Annotated in this window: 6 protein-coding genes and 1 riboswitch; of the genes, 3 read left to right on the top strand and 3 right to left on the bottom strand. The window is 70.4% G+C overall.

The genetic code is table 11. The features are described 5' to 3' along the window. Nucleotides 1-70: 70 nt before the first annotated feature. Complete coding sequence (locus tag ACX9TP_RS06445; protein ID WP_482978837.1) at nucleotides 71-2,140, bottom strand: serine hydrolase; 2,070 nt, start codon at nucleotides 2,138-2,140, stop codon at nucleotides 71-73. Between the two features lie 439 nt (nucleotides 2,141-2,579). On the opposite strand from ACX9TP_RS06445, the gene ACX9TP_RS06440 reads away from it, so the two are divergent. Continuing rightward, nucleotides 2,580-5,924, top strand: a complete 3,345-nt coding sequence (locus ACX9TP_RS06440) for a hypothetical protein (RefSeq protein ID WP_482978836.1) — start codon at nucleotides 2,580-2,582, stop codon at nucleotides 5,922-5,924. Between the two features lie 111 nt (nucleotides 5,925-6,035). Here ACX9TP_RS06440 and ACX9TP_RS06435 read toward each other — a convergent pair whose 3' ends face one another. Next, complete coding sequence (locus ACX9TP_RS06435) at nucleotides 6,036-6,968, bottom strand: YihY/virulence factor BrkB family protein (RefSeq protein ID WP_482978835.1); 933 nt, start codon at nucleotides 6,966-6,968, stop codon at nucleotides 6,036-6,038. A gap of 102 nt (nucleotides 6,969-7,070) precedes the next feature. Here ACX9TP_RS06435 and ACX9TP_RS06430 point away from each other — a divergent pair, with 102 nt between their 5' ends. Continuing rightward, entirely contained in the window at nucleotides 7,071-7,382 is a 312-nt protein-coding gene (locus tag ACX9TP_RS06430; protein ID WP_482978834.1) for a DUF378 domain-containing protein, read from the top strand. A 109-nt stretch (nucleotides 7,383-7,491) separates the two neighbouring features. Here the strand turns inward: ACX9TP_RS06430 and ACX9TP_RS06425 are convergent, their stop codons facing one another. After that, on the bottom strand, nucleotides 7,492-11,742 hold the full coding sequence (locus ACX9TP_RS06425) for an Ig-like domain-containing protein (RefSeq protein WP_482978833.1): 4,251 nt from the start codon (nucleotides 11,740-11,742) through the stop codon (nucleotides 7,492-7,494). Nucleotides 11,743-11,892: 150 nt separating this feature from the next. Further along, a riboswitch (SAM-I-IV-variant riboswitch) is annotated at nucleotides 11,893-12,015 on the top strand. A gap of 300 nt (nucleotides 12,016-12,315) precedes the next feature. On the opposite strand from ACX9TP_RS06425, the gene thrA reads away from it, so the two are divergent. Next, the gene (gene thrA, locus ACX9TP_RS06420) at nucleotides 12,316-14,817 is read left to right on the top strand and encodes a bifunctional aspartate kinase/homoserine dehydrogenase I (RefSeq protein ID WP_482978832.1); all 2,502 of its coding nucleotides are present in this window, start codon (nucleotides 12,316-12,318) and stop codon (nucleotides 14,815-14,817) included. Nucleotides 14,818-14,827 lie beyond the last annotated feature (10 nt).

Genomic DNA, 14,827 nt, shown 5'->3' with positions numbered 1-14,827 from the left:
GCTCGTCCCCAGTCTTGTCGCGCAGGCCGCCCGTCGCGCTTGCGCCGGGCGGCCTGCGCGGGGGAACCATTTACGGCGTCGCGGCGTTGTAGGCGGTGGCCAGCACGCTGCACGGGCTCGTCGGCGTATTCGAGTTGATGATGAGCGAAGCGTCGATTCCGTCCGGCAGGCGCATCACGCACGTGTGCGTTTCACGCCCGGACGTCGCGTAGTAGTCACCACCGTGCGAGTAGGCCATGCCGCCGTCGACCGCCGTCGCAGAGCTCCAACCTGCCCGGTTCGTGTCCATGTACGACTTGCTCGACGCGGACAGGATATGGTCGCTGTAGCGCACGCCCGTGAGGAACTCCGCGAGCTGCTGCGCGTTCATCTGCAGCCCGGCGTGGCCGCCGCAGCCGCTGCTCGTCGTAGCCCAGGACCTCCCGCCGAGGGTGGCATCGGCGGTGTTGTACGAGAGGGCCTCGATCTGGCCGGCCACCGGCTGGCACGAGATGTCCTCGATTCCGAGACGCTCGAAGGCGATGGAGTCGAGCGCTTGCAGGTACAGCTCGCGCGAGTTCGCCTCCGTGACGACCGGAATCGACGCGCCTTCCAGCTCTCGCCGCAGGGCGGGAATGAGGACTCGCTGCAAGGCGAAGTTTGCGTTCTTGTACTGGCGGCTCGCGCCCGGCGTCGCGCCCACCTGCTCCACCATGATTTTCAGCCCGCCCCAGTCGTTGCCAGCGCCCTGCACGCTCGTCGTCGTCAGGAGCTGGTTGAACCCGGAGGTATGCGTCAGGAGGTGCTCGAAGCTCAGGCCGTCGAACGTCGAATCGGGCAGCCACGCGCCCGGCAGGTGCGCGAGGACCTCGGCGCCTGGCGCGATGGCATTCCGCTCGAGCAGGGCGAGCATCGCCACCCCCGTGAGATGCTTCGTCACGCTGGCGAGCGTCGAGGGCGTGCGCGACGTCATCGCGTGCGTCGGATTCGGCGCGCGCTGCGCGAAGCCGCCTGCCCCCGCGAGGGCGAGCTGCGACTGGTCGGCGACCGCGTACGAGAATCCCGCCACCTTCCCGGACAAGGCATTCTGGATCTGCGTCGCCATCAGCGCGGTGTCGGTGCGGCCCACGGGGTCCGCGGGCGCGTTGCCCCACGTGCCAATGTAATAACGGCCGCCAGCGGGGCGATCGATGACCTCCACGTCGCGCAGGGACCGGCCGGCTTCCGCCTGGTCTGCCCATTGGCTCTTGAAGAGCTCCCAGCTCGTGTAGACGTAGTAGGCCCAGCCGTCCGAGGCCTCGTCCGTGACGCCGACGTATTCCTGGCTCTGGTCAGCCCGGGTCACGCCGCTCAGGTGCCGCAGGCGTTTCCCTTGCCCGCGCGCCACCGCATACGCGTCGCCGAAGGCCGTCAGCGAGGTGCTGCGCAGGAGGTGCTGCGTGGGCGTCGTGCCCATTTCCCACACGCCCCAGTACCGCGGCTGGTCGTTCTCGAGCGCAACCTCGAGGTCGACCAGACGCTGCCCCTGCGCCGTGCGCTGCGCGTGCAGGCTCTGGAAGGCCGTCCACGACGTGCTCTCGGTGACCGGGGCGTTGTTTCCCGCGCCGTTCCAGACGCCGTAGTACCAGGTCGTGCCGCCGATGGTGACGACCTCCATCTCGACGAGCTTGCTGTTCTGCTGGCGCTGCGTCTCCACGCGCTCCAGGAACGCCGCCTTGCTCGTGTAACGGTACAGGGCGGAGCCACCGGTGCCGGGCGCCCACGTCCCGTAGTACCGCACCGTTCCGTTCGTGTCCTCGTAGACGTCGAGGTCGATCAACCGCATGCCGGCCGCGTAGTGCTGGCGCCAGCGCTGCACGAGCTGCTCGAACGTCTTCGACTCGTGCGTGCCGTGTCGCGCGGCCGCGCCTCGCGGGCTCAGGGTGCCGTCATCGCTGCTCGGCGGCGGGGTCGTGAGCATCTGCGGAAAGGGCGCCAGGGGCGCGACACCTGTGACGCCGTCTGCCGTTTCGTTCAAATCGCCGCGCGTGATGAGCGCTTCGGCACTCTCGTGCGACTCGCCTTCCACGTTGTTGTCGACGTACTCCCCGCCGCAACCCGCGGCCGTGAGAATCAAAGCCAGACTGCTGGCCGAAGCCATTCTTCTTGCGTTCGTCTTCATGGACAGACCCTCGTTTCAAGGTTCGAGGGGCCGTTTTGCAACGGGCCTGCCACGTCGAGCCTCCCGGCCGCATCCAGGGGCTCTTCCGAGCCAGGTGGCTTCATGAGGCCAGGATTTCCAACCCCCGGCGGACCTCGGGAGGAAGGGCAAGACCTGCCCCCTCGGGCAAGAACGGCCTCGTCAGGAACGCCGTTGGGGCAATCCCTGCCCCACCCTCCCGTCAGTCACGCCGCCATGGGTCCAAACCCACCCCAACTCCGGAAATCGGAGGGGACCATGTAACCCCAGTTCAAGTCCTTGCGTACCGGGAGTCTTGAAACCGCCCACCGGGCGGCGGGGGTGCGGAGGTGAGCACCCTTCAAGAGCGGGAAGAGGCAACTTTCCCGTCACGCCGCCGATGATTGGACCAGGGATTTCTCGCCCCTTGAGGATTTGAAACATGGTTGCTTCGACCAGCGGCGTCAGCGGCAGCAGCACGACAAGCACCTCCGGAAGTGACGCGGCGGCAGCAGCCGCGGCAGCCGAAGCCGCGCGCCGCCGCGCCGAGGAGGCCCGCCGGGCCGCGGAAGCCGCGCGCAGGGCAGCCGAGGCCGCCGCCCGAGCCGCCGCCGAGGCCGCGAAGGCCGCCGCCGCGGCGAGGAAGGCCGCGGAGACCGCGAAGCAGCAGGCCGCCGACAAGACGAAGACGCCCGCGGAGCAGAAGACGGCGGGCGAGGCCGCGAAGCTCGCCCAGCAGAAGGCGGACGAGGCCACCCGGCTCTCCCAGCAGAAGGCGCAGGCGCTCCAGAAGGCCGAGGAGAACGTCGCCCTCACCGCCAAGAAGGCGGCGACGGAGATGACGAAGGCGAACGACATCGCCAAGAGGGAGAAGGTCGCCCAGCCCTTCACCGAGAAGGACATCAAGGCCACCGAGCCCAAGAAGAACGAGCTGGCGTCCGCCTTCGAGGGCACCCGCCGCAAGGCGGAGCTGGAGAAGCTGCTGGGCACCCAGGCGCCGTCGACCGCCGAGACGCAGCAGCGCATCAAGGGGGACCAGCAGTTCGAAATCCTCAACAGCAAGCCGGAGAACCGCGCCGCGCTGGAGCAGCTGGGCATCAAGAACGGCCAGGACCTGGTCGCCTTCGGCAACCGGCTGGAGGCCCAGGCGACGCGCGGCGAGAGCCCGCGCCCCAATGACGTCCCGCTCAAGGACGTGCAGGACAAGGAGGCCCTGGCGCGCATCATCTCCGCGGCGGGCGAGACGCGCACCGACGAGGCGGTGAAGAAGACGCTGAAGGACCCGCTCTTCACCACGGAGGTCCACTCGGGCAAGACGCCGCAGGAGGCGACGGAGTCCGTCGAGACCGCGGGCGCCCTGAAGCTGACCGAGCGCGAGTTCCTCAACGTCTTCCGCACCGACAGCGCGCGCGGCGCGGCCCGCACGCTGCTCAACCCGGACTCGCCCCCCGACAAGCGGCTGTCCGCGGCGCTCGCCCTGGGAGGCTCCATCAACCAGGCGCTGCCTCCCGAGAAGGTGAAGGAGGTGCTGGGCAAGATTGGTGAGAAGATCCCTGGCAACGATCTGCTCAACCGCGCCAACGCCCAGCTCCCCAACGCCAAGGCCGCGGTGGACGCCTACACCGCCCTCTTCGACCCGAACGCCTCTGACGCCGCCAAGGCCAAGGCCGGCGTGCAGCTGGCCAACGCGGCCAAGAACCTGCTCGGCGCCGAGGGCCCGCAGGCCCTGAAGGACCTGGGCCCGGCACTGCGCAAGCTGGACGGCCCCGCGCGCTTCGCCAGCGCCGGCCTCACGCTGCTGGACCCGAACGCCAAGCCCGAGGACAAGGCCGTCGCCGCGCTGCAGCTCGCCGGAGAGGCGCCGGGGGCCTGGCGCGACACCAAGGGGTTCGTCCAGGCGCTCCGCGACGCACGCGTCCCCAACCCGGAAGGACTGGTCAAGGACGCCCAGTCGCTGGCCAACAGCACCCTGGGGAACCTGCCGGATGACCTGAAGAGCAAGCTCACCGCCAACCAGGTCGGCGAGCTGCGCCGCGCCGGCAGCAAGGTGGACCTGAAGGACCTCACCCCGCTCCTGCAGAAGCTCGACGTGAACGACGCGGGGGGGCTCGACAACGTCCTCAAGCAGGTCAACAACGCCGCCACCCCGGAGGAGGCCAGGCGCTTCCTCGGCGCGGTGAACGGGCTGGACCCGAAGATTGCGTCCGAGGCCCTCAAGGACCCGGCCACCACGGAGAAGCTCGCGAAGCTGGCCGGCAAGATGCCGGTGGACGGCACCACGGACCACCTCGGGGACGTGCTCAAGCTGGCGAAGTCGCCCGGGGACCTGGACAAGCTCCTCACCTCGCTGGACGGGGTGGACGCGGCGGACGCCAACAAGCTCGCCAAGAGCCTCAAGGGGCTGGACGCCTCCGAGTTCAGCAAGCTCGTCAACACGGACGGCGCGCTGAGCGACCTGGCCAAGACGGTGAAGCACCTGGACGGCCAGGACCTGGACACCTTCGTGAAGCTCACGAGGAACATGGACGCGGACGGCATCGCCAAGCTGGCGAAGTTCGCGGGCAAGACCGACGGCACCATCATCAAGGACGTGCTGAGGGTGGCGGGCCCCGCGCTGGAGCACATGGACGGCCGCGTCCTGGGCCAGCTGGGCAAGACGCTGTCCAAGGGCCTGGACATGATGACGGGCCTGCTCGGGAAGATGGGCGTCACCGTCACGGCCGACGTCGCCGGCAAGGTCCTGAAGAACCTGAGCAAGATTGTCCCGGGCCTGGGCGCGCTGCCCGGCCTGTACGACGCGGGGCGGCTCACCAAGGAGGGCTTCGACCTCAAGTCGCAGGACAAGGACCTGAGCTTCCTGGCCTTCACGGGCGCCAAGCTCAACGCGCTGGACGCGGTGGGCGGCCTCATCCTCGACGCGACGGGCGTGGGCGTGGGCGTGGACCTGGCGGCGGGCGCGGTGCTCGGCGTGGCGGAGCTCGCCCTCGACATCGGCCTGAGCTCCGAGAAGGCCAAGATGGAGGAGGCCAAGGCGCAGGGGCAGGACTACGAGGCGCCGGACTGGGTGAAGGCGGTGAACCTCGTCGGCGCGGTCGCCGGCGGCCCCCTGGGCATCGCCCACATGGTCGAGCACTACGGCCCGAAGGAGTCGCTCGAGATGGCCAAGTGGGGCCTCGAGCAGGGCGGGAAGATCGCCGAGAAGGCCTGGGACGCCATGAAGGAGCTCGGCGGGAAGTTCGTCGAGCTCGCTGGCGAGGCGGTGGAGGCGCTGAAGGACCTGGGCGAGGCGGGCGTGGAGAAGCTGGAGGAGCTGGCCGCGGGCACCGGCAAGCTCGCCGAGGCCGCGGCGTCGGCGGCGCAGGAGGCGCTGAAGGACCTGGCGCGGGGCACGGGCGAGGCGGCGAAGAAGGCGGCGGAGGCCATCGCCCGCGGCGTTGACGCCGGGGTGGACTGGGCGAAGGACGCCGCCACCGAGCTGCTCTCCGACGGCGTCGACGCCATGAAGGACGTGGCGAAGGCCTGGGCGGACGGGCTGTCCGACGGCGCGAAGGCGGTCATCGACGGCCTGGAGAACCTGGACGAGGCCGGCGTGGAGGCGCTGCAGGACCTGGCCGGCGCGGGCGGGGACCTGGCGGAGTACTCCGTGGGCAAGCTGAAGAACCTGGCGGAGGCGGGCATCGGCGCGGCGGAGGATGCGCTCGGCGCGCTGGAGGACATCGGCGGCGCGGTGGGCGACCTGGCCAAGGGCGCGCTGGGCGGCCTCGGCAAGCTCTTCGGCATCGGCTAGACCGCCTCGGCGGGTCCGCCACCCTGGGCCGCGACACCCCGCGGCCCGGGTTGGCCCTCGTGCCGGGGCCCACCTCGCACCTGCTCGAGGGGCCAGAGCTCGACGTGCGGCTCACCGTGAGGCTTCAGCGCCCTCGCCGGGCCGTGCTGCCCGCCGGGGACGGCGAGCGAGGACGGCGTTGAGCTCGGCCCCCAGCATCAGCGCGAGCGAGGAGATCCACATCCACAGCAGCAGGACGATGAGGGTCCCCAGGGCTCCGTAGGTGATGCCGAAGGTGTTGAAGCGGGAGACATACCCGGCGAAGCACAACGAAGCGGCGAGCCAGACGAGCACCCCGGCCACGGAGCCGGGCGTGATGAGCTTGAACCCGCGCCGGGTATCCGGGAGCACCGAGTAGAGGGTCCCCCAGAGCAGCATCATCAGCAGCGCCGCGAGGGGAAATCTCAGCCAGGCGGCCAGCGTCGCCCAGGGCTCTCCGAGCCGGGTCGCAAGGGCGGGGGCCGCCACCGCGACGAGCCCGGCGAGCGGCGCCAGGACGGCCAGCGCCAGCATCACGCCGAGCGCTATCCCGAATACCTTCCAGCGCGGTCGGCGCTCCGTCACACCGTAGGCGGTGTTGAGGGCCGTCATGAGACTCACCACGCCAGCGGTCGCCGACCACACGGCGGCCAGCGCGCTGAACGTGAGCATTCCCCTGCCGGGCCCGGAGGTGAGGTGCGCGAGCTGCGCATAGACGAGCTGGGTGAACGCCGGTGGAATCGTGCGCCCCAGCGCCCCGATGCGCGCTTCCACCTCCGAGGGTTGGATGGTGAGGCCGGCCATGGCGACGACCAGGAGCAGGAAGGGGAACAGGGAGAGGACGCCGTAGAACGTGAGGGCCGCCGCTGCGTCACTCAGCTTGTTGCGCCGCCACTCGCCTCTCAGCCCGTCAAGGAGGCCCTTCCACTCCGCCGCGCTCCCGGTCCAGCGCCTCCGCGGCCTGGCCGGGCGTGGCTTCGCGATGGCCGCTTCCTTGTCGGTCAGGCTCCGGGACACGCGTTCCATGGTCGTCTCCTGGACCAAAGGTAGCCCCGCCAATGCACATCTTGAGGTGGAGGGCAGCCCGGGTTTCCAACCTGGAGCCACCGCCATCCAAGGAGTCGAGCCATGGAACGCGTAGATGCTGACCGCTTGAAGGGAGCGCTCGCCAAGGTGATGGCCGTGCTGGTCATCATCGGCGCAATCAACTGGGGCCTCATCGGCTTCTTCAACTGGAACCTCGTGGACGCCATCTTCGGCGGCGGCTCACGCGAGGAGACCAGCGCCATTGGTCGCCTCATCTATTCCATCGTGGGGCTTGCGGGAGCGGCGCTCGCGCTCACCTTCCCGTGGCGCCGGCCGCTGGAATCGACGACGACCACCGCCACGACGCGGACGACGGGAGGCAGGGTCAACCGGCGGGCGGACGTGAGGCCCTGAACCCGGGCTCGCGAACCGCGCTCACCTGAGGGTGCGGACGGCCTTCGCCTCCACATCCAGGAGCCCGGCAAGCCCGCAGGGTTGCCAGGCCGCATCCGCGTCCGAGGGTTCAGTTCACCTTCACGGAGATGGGCGCCGAGGTGGTGACGTTGCCCGCTGCATCATGGGCCCTGGCCGTCAGGGTGTGCGTGCCCTTGGAGGCATTCAGCAGGTTCCAGCTCACGCTGTAGGGAGCGGTGGTGTCGGAGCCGATGACGGAGGCGCCGTCGTAGAACACCACCTGGACGACGCCCACGTTGTCACTGGCACTCGCCTGGAGGGTGGTGCTGAAGGTGAGGAAGGAGAACGAGGTCCCGTTGGCAGGAGCGGTGATGGCCACGCCAGGCGCGGTGGAGTCCACCGTGACGGTGCGGCCGGCGGACACGGTGACGTTGCCCGCCGCGTCGTAGGCCCGCGTGGTGAGCATGATGACGCTGCCAGTGGCGACGGCCGTTGTGTCCCAGCTCCACCCGTAAGGCGCGGTGGTGTCGGTGCCAATCAGCGTCCCGCCCGCGTAGAGCTCGACCCGCTCCACGCCCAGGTTGTCGCTGGCGGTGGCGCTGACCGCGACGGTTCCCCGGACGGAGGCGTTCTGTGCCGGAGTGCCAAGGGCCGTCACCGGTGCGGCGTTGTCGACGCTTACCCCGACCCCAGCGGAGGTGCGCACGTTGCCGGCACTGTCAAAGACCTTCACGGTGAGGGCATGGGCCCCGTTCGTCACGCCAGCGGTGTTCCAGCCCACCTGGTAGGGCGGGACGGAGGAGGTTCCAATCAGGGCCGCGCCGTCATGGAACTCGACCCTCGCCACGCCCACGGAGTCGCTGGCGGTGGCCACGAGCACGGGCGTCCCCCGGAGGAACGCCCCTGGCGCGGGTGACGTGAGCGCCGCGTCCGGCAGGGTGTTGTCGGTGTTCACCACGAGCGACGGAGTGCTCGTGACATTGCCAGCGCGGTCGTAGGCCCTGGCGTTGAGCAGGCGGACACCGTCCGCCTGGGCGGCGCTGTTCCAGCTCACTTCGTAAGGCGCGCTGGTGTCGGTGCCAATCAGCACCCCGTCCGCGTAGAGCTCGACCCGCTCCACGTCCAGGTTGTCGCTGGCGGTGGCGCTGACCAGGACGGTGCCCCGGACCAGGGCATTCTGCGCAGGCGCGGTGAAGGCCACTGTTGGCGCGGTGTTGTCGACCGTCACGTTCACCGCCGGGGTGGTGGCGGTGTTGCCGTAGCTGTCCGTGGCGCGCGCGCTCAGCGTGTGGCTGCCGCTGGGCACCGTCGTGCTGTTCCAGACGTAGCTGTAGGGCGCGATGGTGACGAACCCCAGCACCTGGGCACCGTCCAGGAGGAACTCCACCTTGCTCACCCCGGAGCCATCGGAGGCGCTCGCGATGAGCGTCACCGTCCCGGAGAGCACCTCACCTCCACCTGGCGCGGTGAGCGAGACGGAGGGCGGTGAGACTTCAGGCGCGACGGTCACCACCACCGGCGCCGAGACTCCCACGTTGCCGGAGACGTCATGGGCCCGGGCGGTCAGGGAGGTCCGGCCCGTCCCGGTGATCTTCGTGTCGCAGGAGCAGGAATAGGGAGCCGAGGAGTCGGAGCCGACCAGCCGCTCGCCCGAATAGAAGTCGACCCGGATGACGCCCTCGGGATCCGTGGCGTCCGCGGCGAACTCCATGTAGCGCGTCTGCCGGGAGCCCTCGGCGGGAGAAGTGAGGGTGACCACTGGCGCCGACAGGTCGTTGGACGCCGTCACCGTCACGGGCGCCGAGCTGCTCGCGTTTCCTGCCAGGTCGCGGGCCCGGGCCGTCAACGTGCGGCTGCCGTTGGGGCCATTCCTGCTGTTCCAGCTCACGCTGAACGGCTCCGTGGTGTCCGTCCCTATCAGCGTCTCGCCGTCAAGGAAGTCCACGGCCGCCACGCCGAAGTCGTCGCTCGCCTCGGCCGTCAGCAGGACGTTTCCAGTCACCGCCGCGCCATTCGTGGGAGCGGTGAGCACGGCCAGGTGAGGGGGGACGGTGTCCGTCTCCTGGGCGACCGCGAAGACCAGGTCGTCGCGGTCGGTGAAGTCGTCCTCCGCCCGGCACTGCGGATGGTACAGGTCTACGTTCGACTGCATGCGCGCGCGAATGGCCTGCAGGTTGCCGGCGGGCAGGACGAGCTCCGCCGAGAGCGTCTGATGGGGCCCTGCCCCGTCCGTGGGCTGGAGGGCGGCGAACTTCGTGAACGAGGCCCCCGAGGCGGCATTCGCCAGGTGGTACAGGTCCAGGGTGTCCGCGGGGATGTAGCCGGCCCGCACGTCGACCTCGATGCGGACCCGCTTTCCGGCGGCCAGCGCCGTCCCATCCTCCCGGATGATGCGGATCCGCTCGACGGCCTCTCTCATGTGGGACCAATCGAACGAGTTGCCGTCCACGCAGCCGTCCAGCGTGTTGGGCGTGTTCCGCTCCTGGCTCCCACGTCCCAGCAGCAGCTCGCGGCTGTCGCAGCGCGCCGTCGCGGCGTCGCACCGGGGAACCCTCAGGGACGTGTCGAAGCGCACGTTGCCCGCGTTGCTCGTCTGCACGGGGACGTTCGCGCTGGGCCTGTTGTTGCCTCCGGCATCCCGGGCCAGGGCCTTCAGTGCGTGGCTGCCATTGGACACCTCCGCCGAGTCCCAGGCGAGCGAGTACGGCGCCGTCGTGTCGGTTCCGATGAGCAGGCCGTCCACGTAGAAATCCACCGCCGCGATTGCCCGGTCGTCGCTCGCGGTGGCCGTGAGGGTGACGAGACCGCTCAGGAGCGCCCCGCTGGCGGGCGAGGTGAGCGAGCTCTCCGATGGGGCGGTGTAGTCGTTGTTCACGACCACATTCACCACGCTCGGGGGCGAGGCGTTACCGCCCAGGTCATAGCCCGTCGCGCTGAGGACGTGCGGCCCATTGGCCACCCCATTGGAGTACCCGTAGCGGCTTTCCCAGACCACGGTGTACGGCGGGGCGTACCGGGTCTCGAGGAGGCGGCCGTCCAGATGGAGCTCGACGCGCACCGTGCCCCGGTCATCGGTGGCGTGGACCTCGAGCGGAATCGTGCCTTCCACGGTCGCCCCTTCCACGGGGGAGCTGAGCGCCACCTGGGGCGCCACGAAGTCATTGTCGAGCAGGACGTTGACGGGGGCGGAGGTGGTGAAGTTGCCGGCCAGGTCATACGCGCGGGCGGTGAGCGTGTGGAGACCGTTGGGCGCCGTCCGCGTCGCCCAGCTCAGCGAGTAGGGCGCGCGAGCGTCGCTGGCGACGCGGGTGGTGCCGTCGTACAGCTCCACGCGGTGCACGCCGAAGTTGTCGCTCGCCGCCACGGCGACGGTGACGACGCGCTCGAGCGTCGCGCCCTCCGTCGGGGAGGTGATGGCCACGGCCGGAGGCGTGGAGTCCGTCTCCTGGCCCACCGTGATGACGAGGTCGTCGTGGTCGGTGAAGTTGCCGTCGAAGTTGAGCGGGACGCAGGGCACCGGAGGCGTCTCTCGGCCGTTCGAGCGGTACACGCCGCGGAGGATGTGCCGCCCGCCCACCGGAAGCAGGTACGTGGTCGAGAGGGTCCAGCTTCCGAGCGCACTGGGTGGGAACAGGGTGTCCACGAGGGTCCAGGTGGGGTTGCTCGCATCGGGCGCGACGTAGAGGTCCAGCGCCTGGTAGCCGTAGGTCCCGGTCGTCTGGACCGTGGCCTGGACCGTCACTTCCTTGCCCGCCGTGAGCGCGGTGCCATCGCTTCGCGAGACGGCGAGCCGGTGCAAGGCAGCCGTGAAGTCTCCCGCGCTGTTCGAGCCATCCGCGCAGGAGCCGCCCAGGGTGTTGGGCGGGTGGAGCTCGCCGAAGCCTCCTCGCCCCTGCAGGAGATCCGCCGAGTCGCACTTGCTACCCACGGCCGCGCAGGCGGGCGCGCCCCACGTGGCGTCGTACGCGGCGATTCCGGCGTTCTCGAGTGACACCTCCACCGGAGCGCTCGTCGTCGATTGGCACCTGCTGTCCTGGGCCAGGGCGGTGAACACCGCCGGGCCGTTGCCATGGGTGGTGCTGTCCCAGACCAGCTCGAAAGGCGGCGTGGTATCCGAGACGAGCAACTGGCCATCGACGAAGAAGCTGACGCGCGTGACCCGGTCGTCGTCCGTCGCCTCGGCGCGCAGGGTCACCGTGCCGCTCAGGACCGCGCCAGCGGCGGGCGCGGCGAGCGCGACCTGCGGCGGATTCGGGCCGGTCCCGTAGCAGTCGATGGCCTGGCCCTGCGTGCGGAGGGTGGGCTCGGCGGTGCCGCCCTCGGATGGGGGCTCACAGGACGCGAACACGAGTCCTGCCACGAGCAATGTCACCGGGATGCGCATGGTTCCCCTGGGGAATCGAAGTGCGTTTCCCTTCAATTGAACAATTCCTGGAAATTGGATCGCGCTTCGTGGGGAGAGGCTCACGCACAAGGGATTGACAGACGCCCGGGAGACGTTTATCTGCTGTCTCAGCATCCAGAGCGGCCTCCGCTTCACGCGGTGGCCCGACAACCTGGGGTCGGACCTCCAAGGTGTCCAAACGATGCGGCTCGCGGAGAAGAACCTCCACGGGCAATCCAAGAGTCCGAAGCCACAGAGCTTCGGTGAGAGAGGACCCCCGTGGTTCCGTCCACCCGTGCCGCATCCCTGAACGCCACCGCTGACCGTCTCACGCCGTGCCGTGTCCCGGCCGCGTGCCGGTGTTGCGCCCGAATGCGCTAGCCCGGCGGCCACCGCCAGTCCGCGTCCGCCAGGGCCCCGCCTCCCCAATTCCTCTCACTTGCCGTGGGCGCGCGTGCGCCGCGACGGGCCTTCGTGTGCCCGAAAGCGCGGGACGTGTCTGCCTTTGACTGTCTTCAGGGGCCCGTGGGGCCCTCCAGAGGTTCGCAGATGAGCAGCGCTCCCTTCCAGGTGATGAAGTTCGGAGGCTCCTCCGTGGGCTCTCCCCGGCGGCTCCGTCAGGTCGTCGAGCTGATTGGCCGGCACGCGAAACAGGGCCCTCTCGCCGTCGTCGTCTCGGCCATGGGCGACACCACGGACTGGCTGATTGAAGCGGCGGGGCTCGCCACGAAGGGCGAGTTGGAGGGCGCGCTGACGGTGGTGGCGCGCATCGCCCACCTCGCCAAGACGAATGCCGCCGCGCTGGACCCGGCGCGCTCCACGGTGCACGCGGCGCGGGTGGACACGCTGCTCGCGCCCTTGCAGCAGCTGCTCCAGGGCATCTCCCTCACCCGCGAGTGCTCGCCGCTGTCGCGCGACAGGGTGCTCTCCTTCGGTGAGCTGGTCTCCGCCACGCTCCTCGCGGAGCTGCTCACCGCCGCGGGCACCGAGGCCACCTTCCGCGACGCCCGGCAGTTGCTGGTGACGGATGACCGCTTCGGCGCGGCGCGGGTGGACGTGGCCCGGACGCGCGAGCGGCTCCAGGCGTCGGTGGCGGGCTGGAGGACCTCCGTGCCCGTCCTCCCCGGCTTCATCGCCGGGACGCCGGACGGGCGCACCACCACGCTGGGGCGCAACGGCTCCGACTACACGGCGGCGCTGGTGGCCCAGGGCATCGACGCGGCGGAAGTCACGGTGTGGACGGACGTGCTGGGCCTGCACACCGCCGACCCGGACCTGGTGAGCGATGCCTACCCCGTCGCGCACCTCACGCACGGCGAGGGCCTGGAGCTGGCCGCCGTGGGCGTCCGCATGCTGCACCCGCGCACGATGATTCCGCTCATCGAGGCGGGCATCTCCCTGCGCATCCGCAACACGATGCACCCGGACCACCCGGGCACGCTCATCGACGCCATCGGCTCGCGGGACGGCCAGCGGCCCACGTGTATCGCCACGCGCGAGGAGCTCGCGCTGCTCGGCATCGAGGTGCGCAAGCTGTCGGACCAGTTCCAGCTCGGCGAGCGCGTGCTGGCCGCCCTGCGCGAGGCGGAGGTGACGGTGTGGCTGTCCGCGCAGTCCGCGAATGGCCAGTCGATTGCCGTCGTCATTCCCCGTCCGGACGTGCTGCGCGCGCAGGGCGCGCTGGAGAACGAGCTGTCCCAGGAGCTGGCCCGGAACGAGGTGGAGCCCCTCGCCATCCGCGAGCCGGTGACGCTGCTGACGCTGGTGGCCGAGGCGATGGGCCACGGCGTCAACGTCGCCGGGCGCTTCTTCAGCGCGCTGGGCGCGGTGGGCGTCAGCGTGCGGGCGAGCGCCCAGGGTGCCAGCTCCCGCTCCATCTCCTGCGTCGTGGACGCGGGGGACACCGCCATCGCCGTGCGCACCACGCACGCGGCCTTCAACCTGGCCCACCAGCAGGTGAGCCTGTTCCTCCTCGGCCGGGGCACCGTGGGAGGCCAGCTCCTGGCACAGCTCCGCGCGCAGCAGACGCTGCTCAGGGACAAGCACGGAATCGCGCTGCGAGTCGTCGGTCTCGCGGACAGCCGGCGCGCGCTGTTCGACGCGGCGGGCCTGCCGCTGGAGGGGCTGGAGGAGCGGCTCGCGCGCGTGGAGCCGGTGGACCCGGAGGCGCGCACGCTGGTGCCACTGCTGGACGAGCTGCGCCGGCTGCCGGTGCCCATCCTCGTGGACTGCACCTCCGCGAGCGGCATCGAGGCCCTCTACACGGAGGCCTTCCAGCGCGGCATCCACGTGGTGGGGGCCAACAAGAAGCCGCTGGCGCTGCCGTGGAATGAGCGAGAGGCGCTCCTCTCCGAGGCCCGGCGCCACCACGTGGCCTACCACTACGAGACGACGGTGGCGTCCAGCCTGCCGGTCATCGACACGCTGGCGAACCTTGTCCGCACGGGCGACACCGTGCGCCTCATCACCGCGTCACTGTCCGGCAGCGTGGGCTTCATCTGCAACGAGCTGACGGCCGGCGTGCCGCTGTCGGTGGCCGTGCGCACCGCGAAGGAGCGGGGCTTCACGGAGGCGGACCCGCGCGAGGACCTGAGCGGCACGGACGTGGCGCGCAAGGCGCTCATCCTCGCCCGGGAGCTGGGGCTGCCCCTCTCCCTCTCCGACGTGGCGCTGGAGCCGTTCGTCCCCGCCGAGCCACAGTCCGGCACGACGGTGGACGCGTTCCTCCACGCGCTGAAGGCCCAGGACGCGGCCTACGCGGACCGCGTCACCCGCTGCCGTCACGCCGGCACGGTGCTGCGCTACCTGGCGCGCATCGACCCGTCGAAGGTGGGCACCGGCTCACCCGTCATCCGCGTGGGCCCCGTCCCCGTGGAGGCCGGCCAGCCCGCGGCGGACCTGCGCGGCTCCGAGTCCTTCGTGTCCTTCACCACCACGCGCCACAGCGACTTCCCGCTCACGGTGCGCGGCGCGGGCGCGGGCGGCGCGGTGACGGCCTCCGGCGTGCTGGCCGACATCCTCCGCATCTCCCAGACGCTGCGCGGCCGCTGACCCCTTCACC

This window comes from Pyxidicoccus sp. M15, from assembly GCF_056858435.1.
This window is presented reverse-complemented; position numbering and strand designations above follow the sequence as displayed.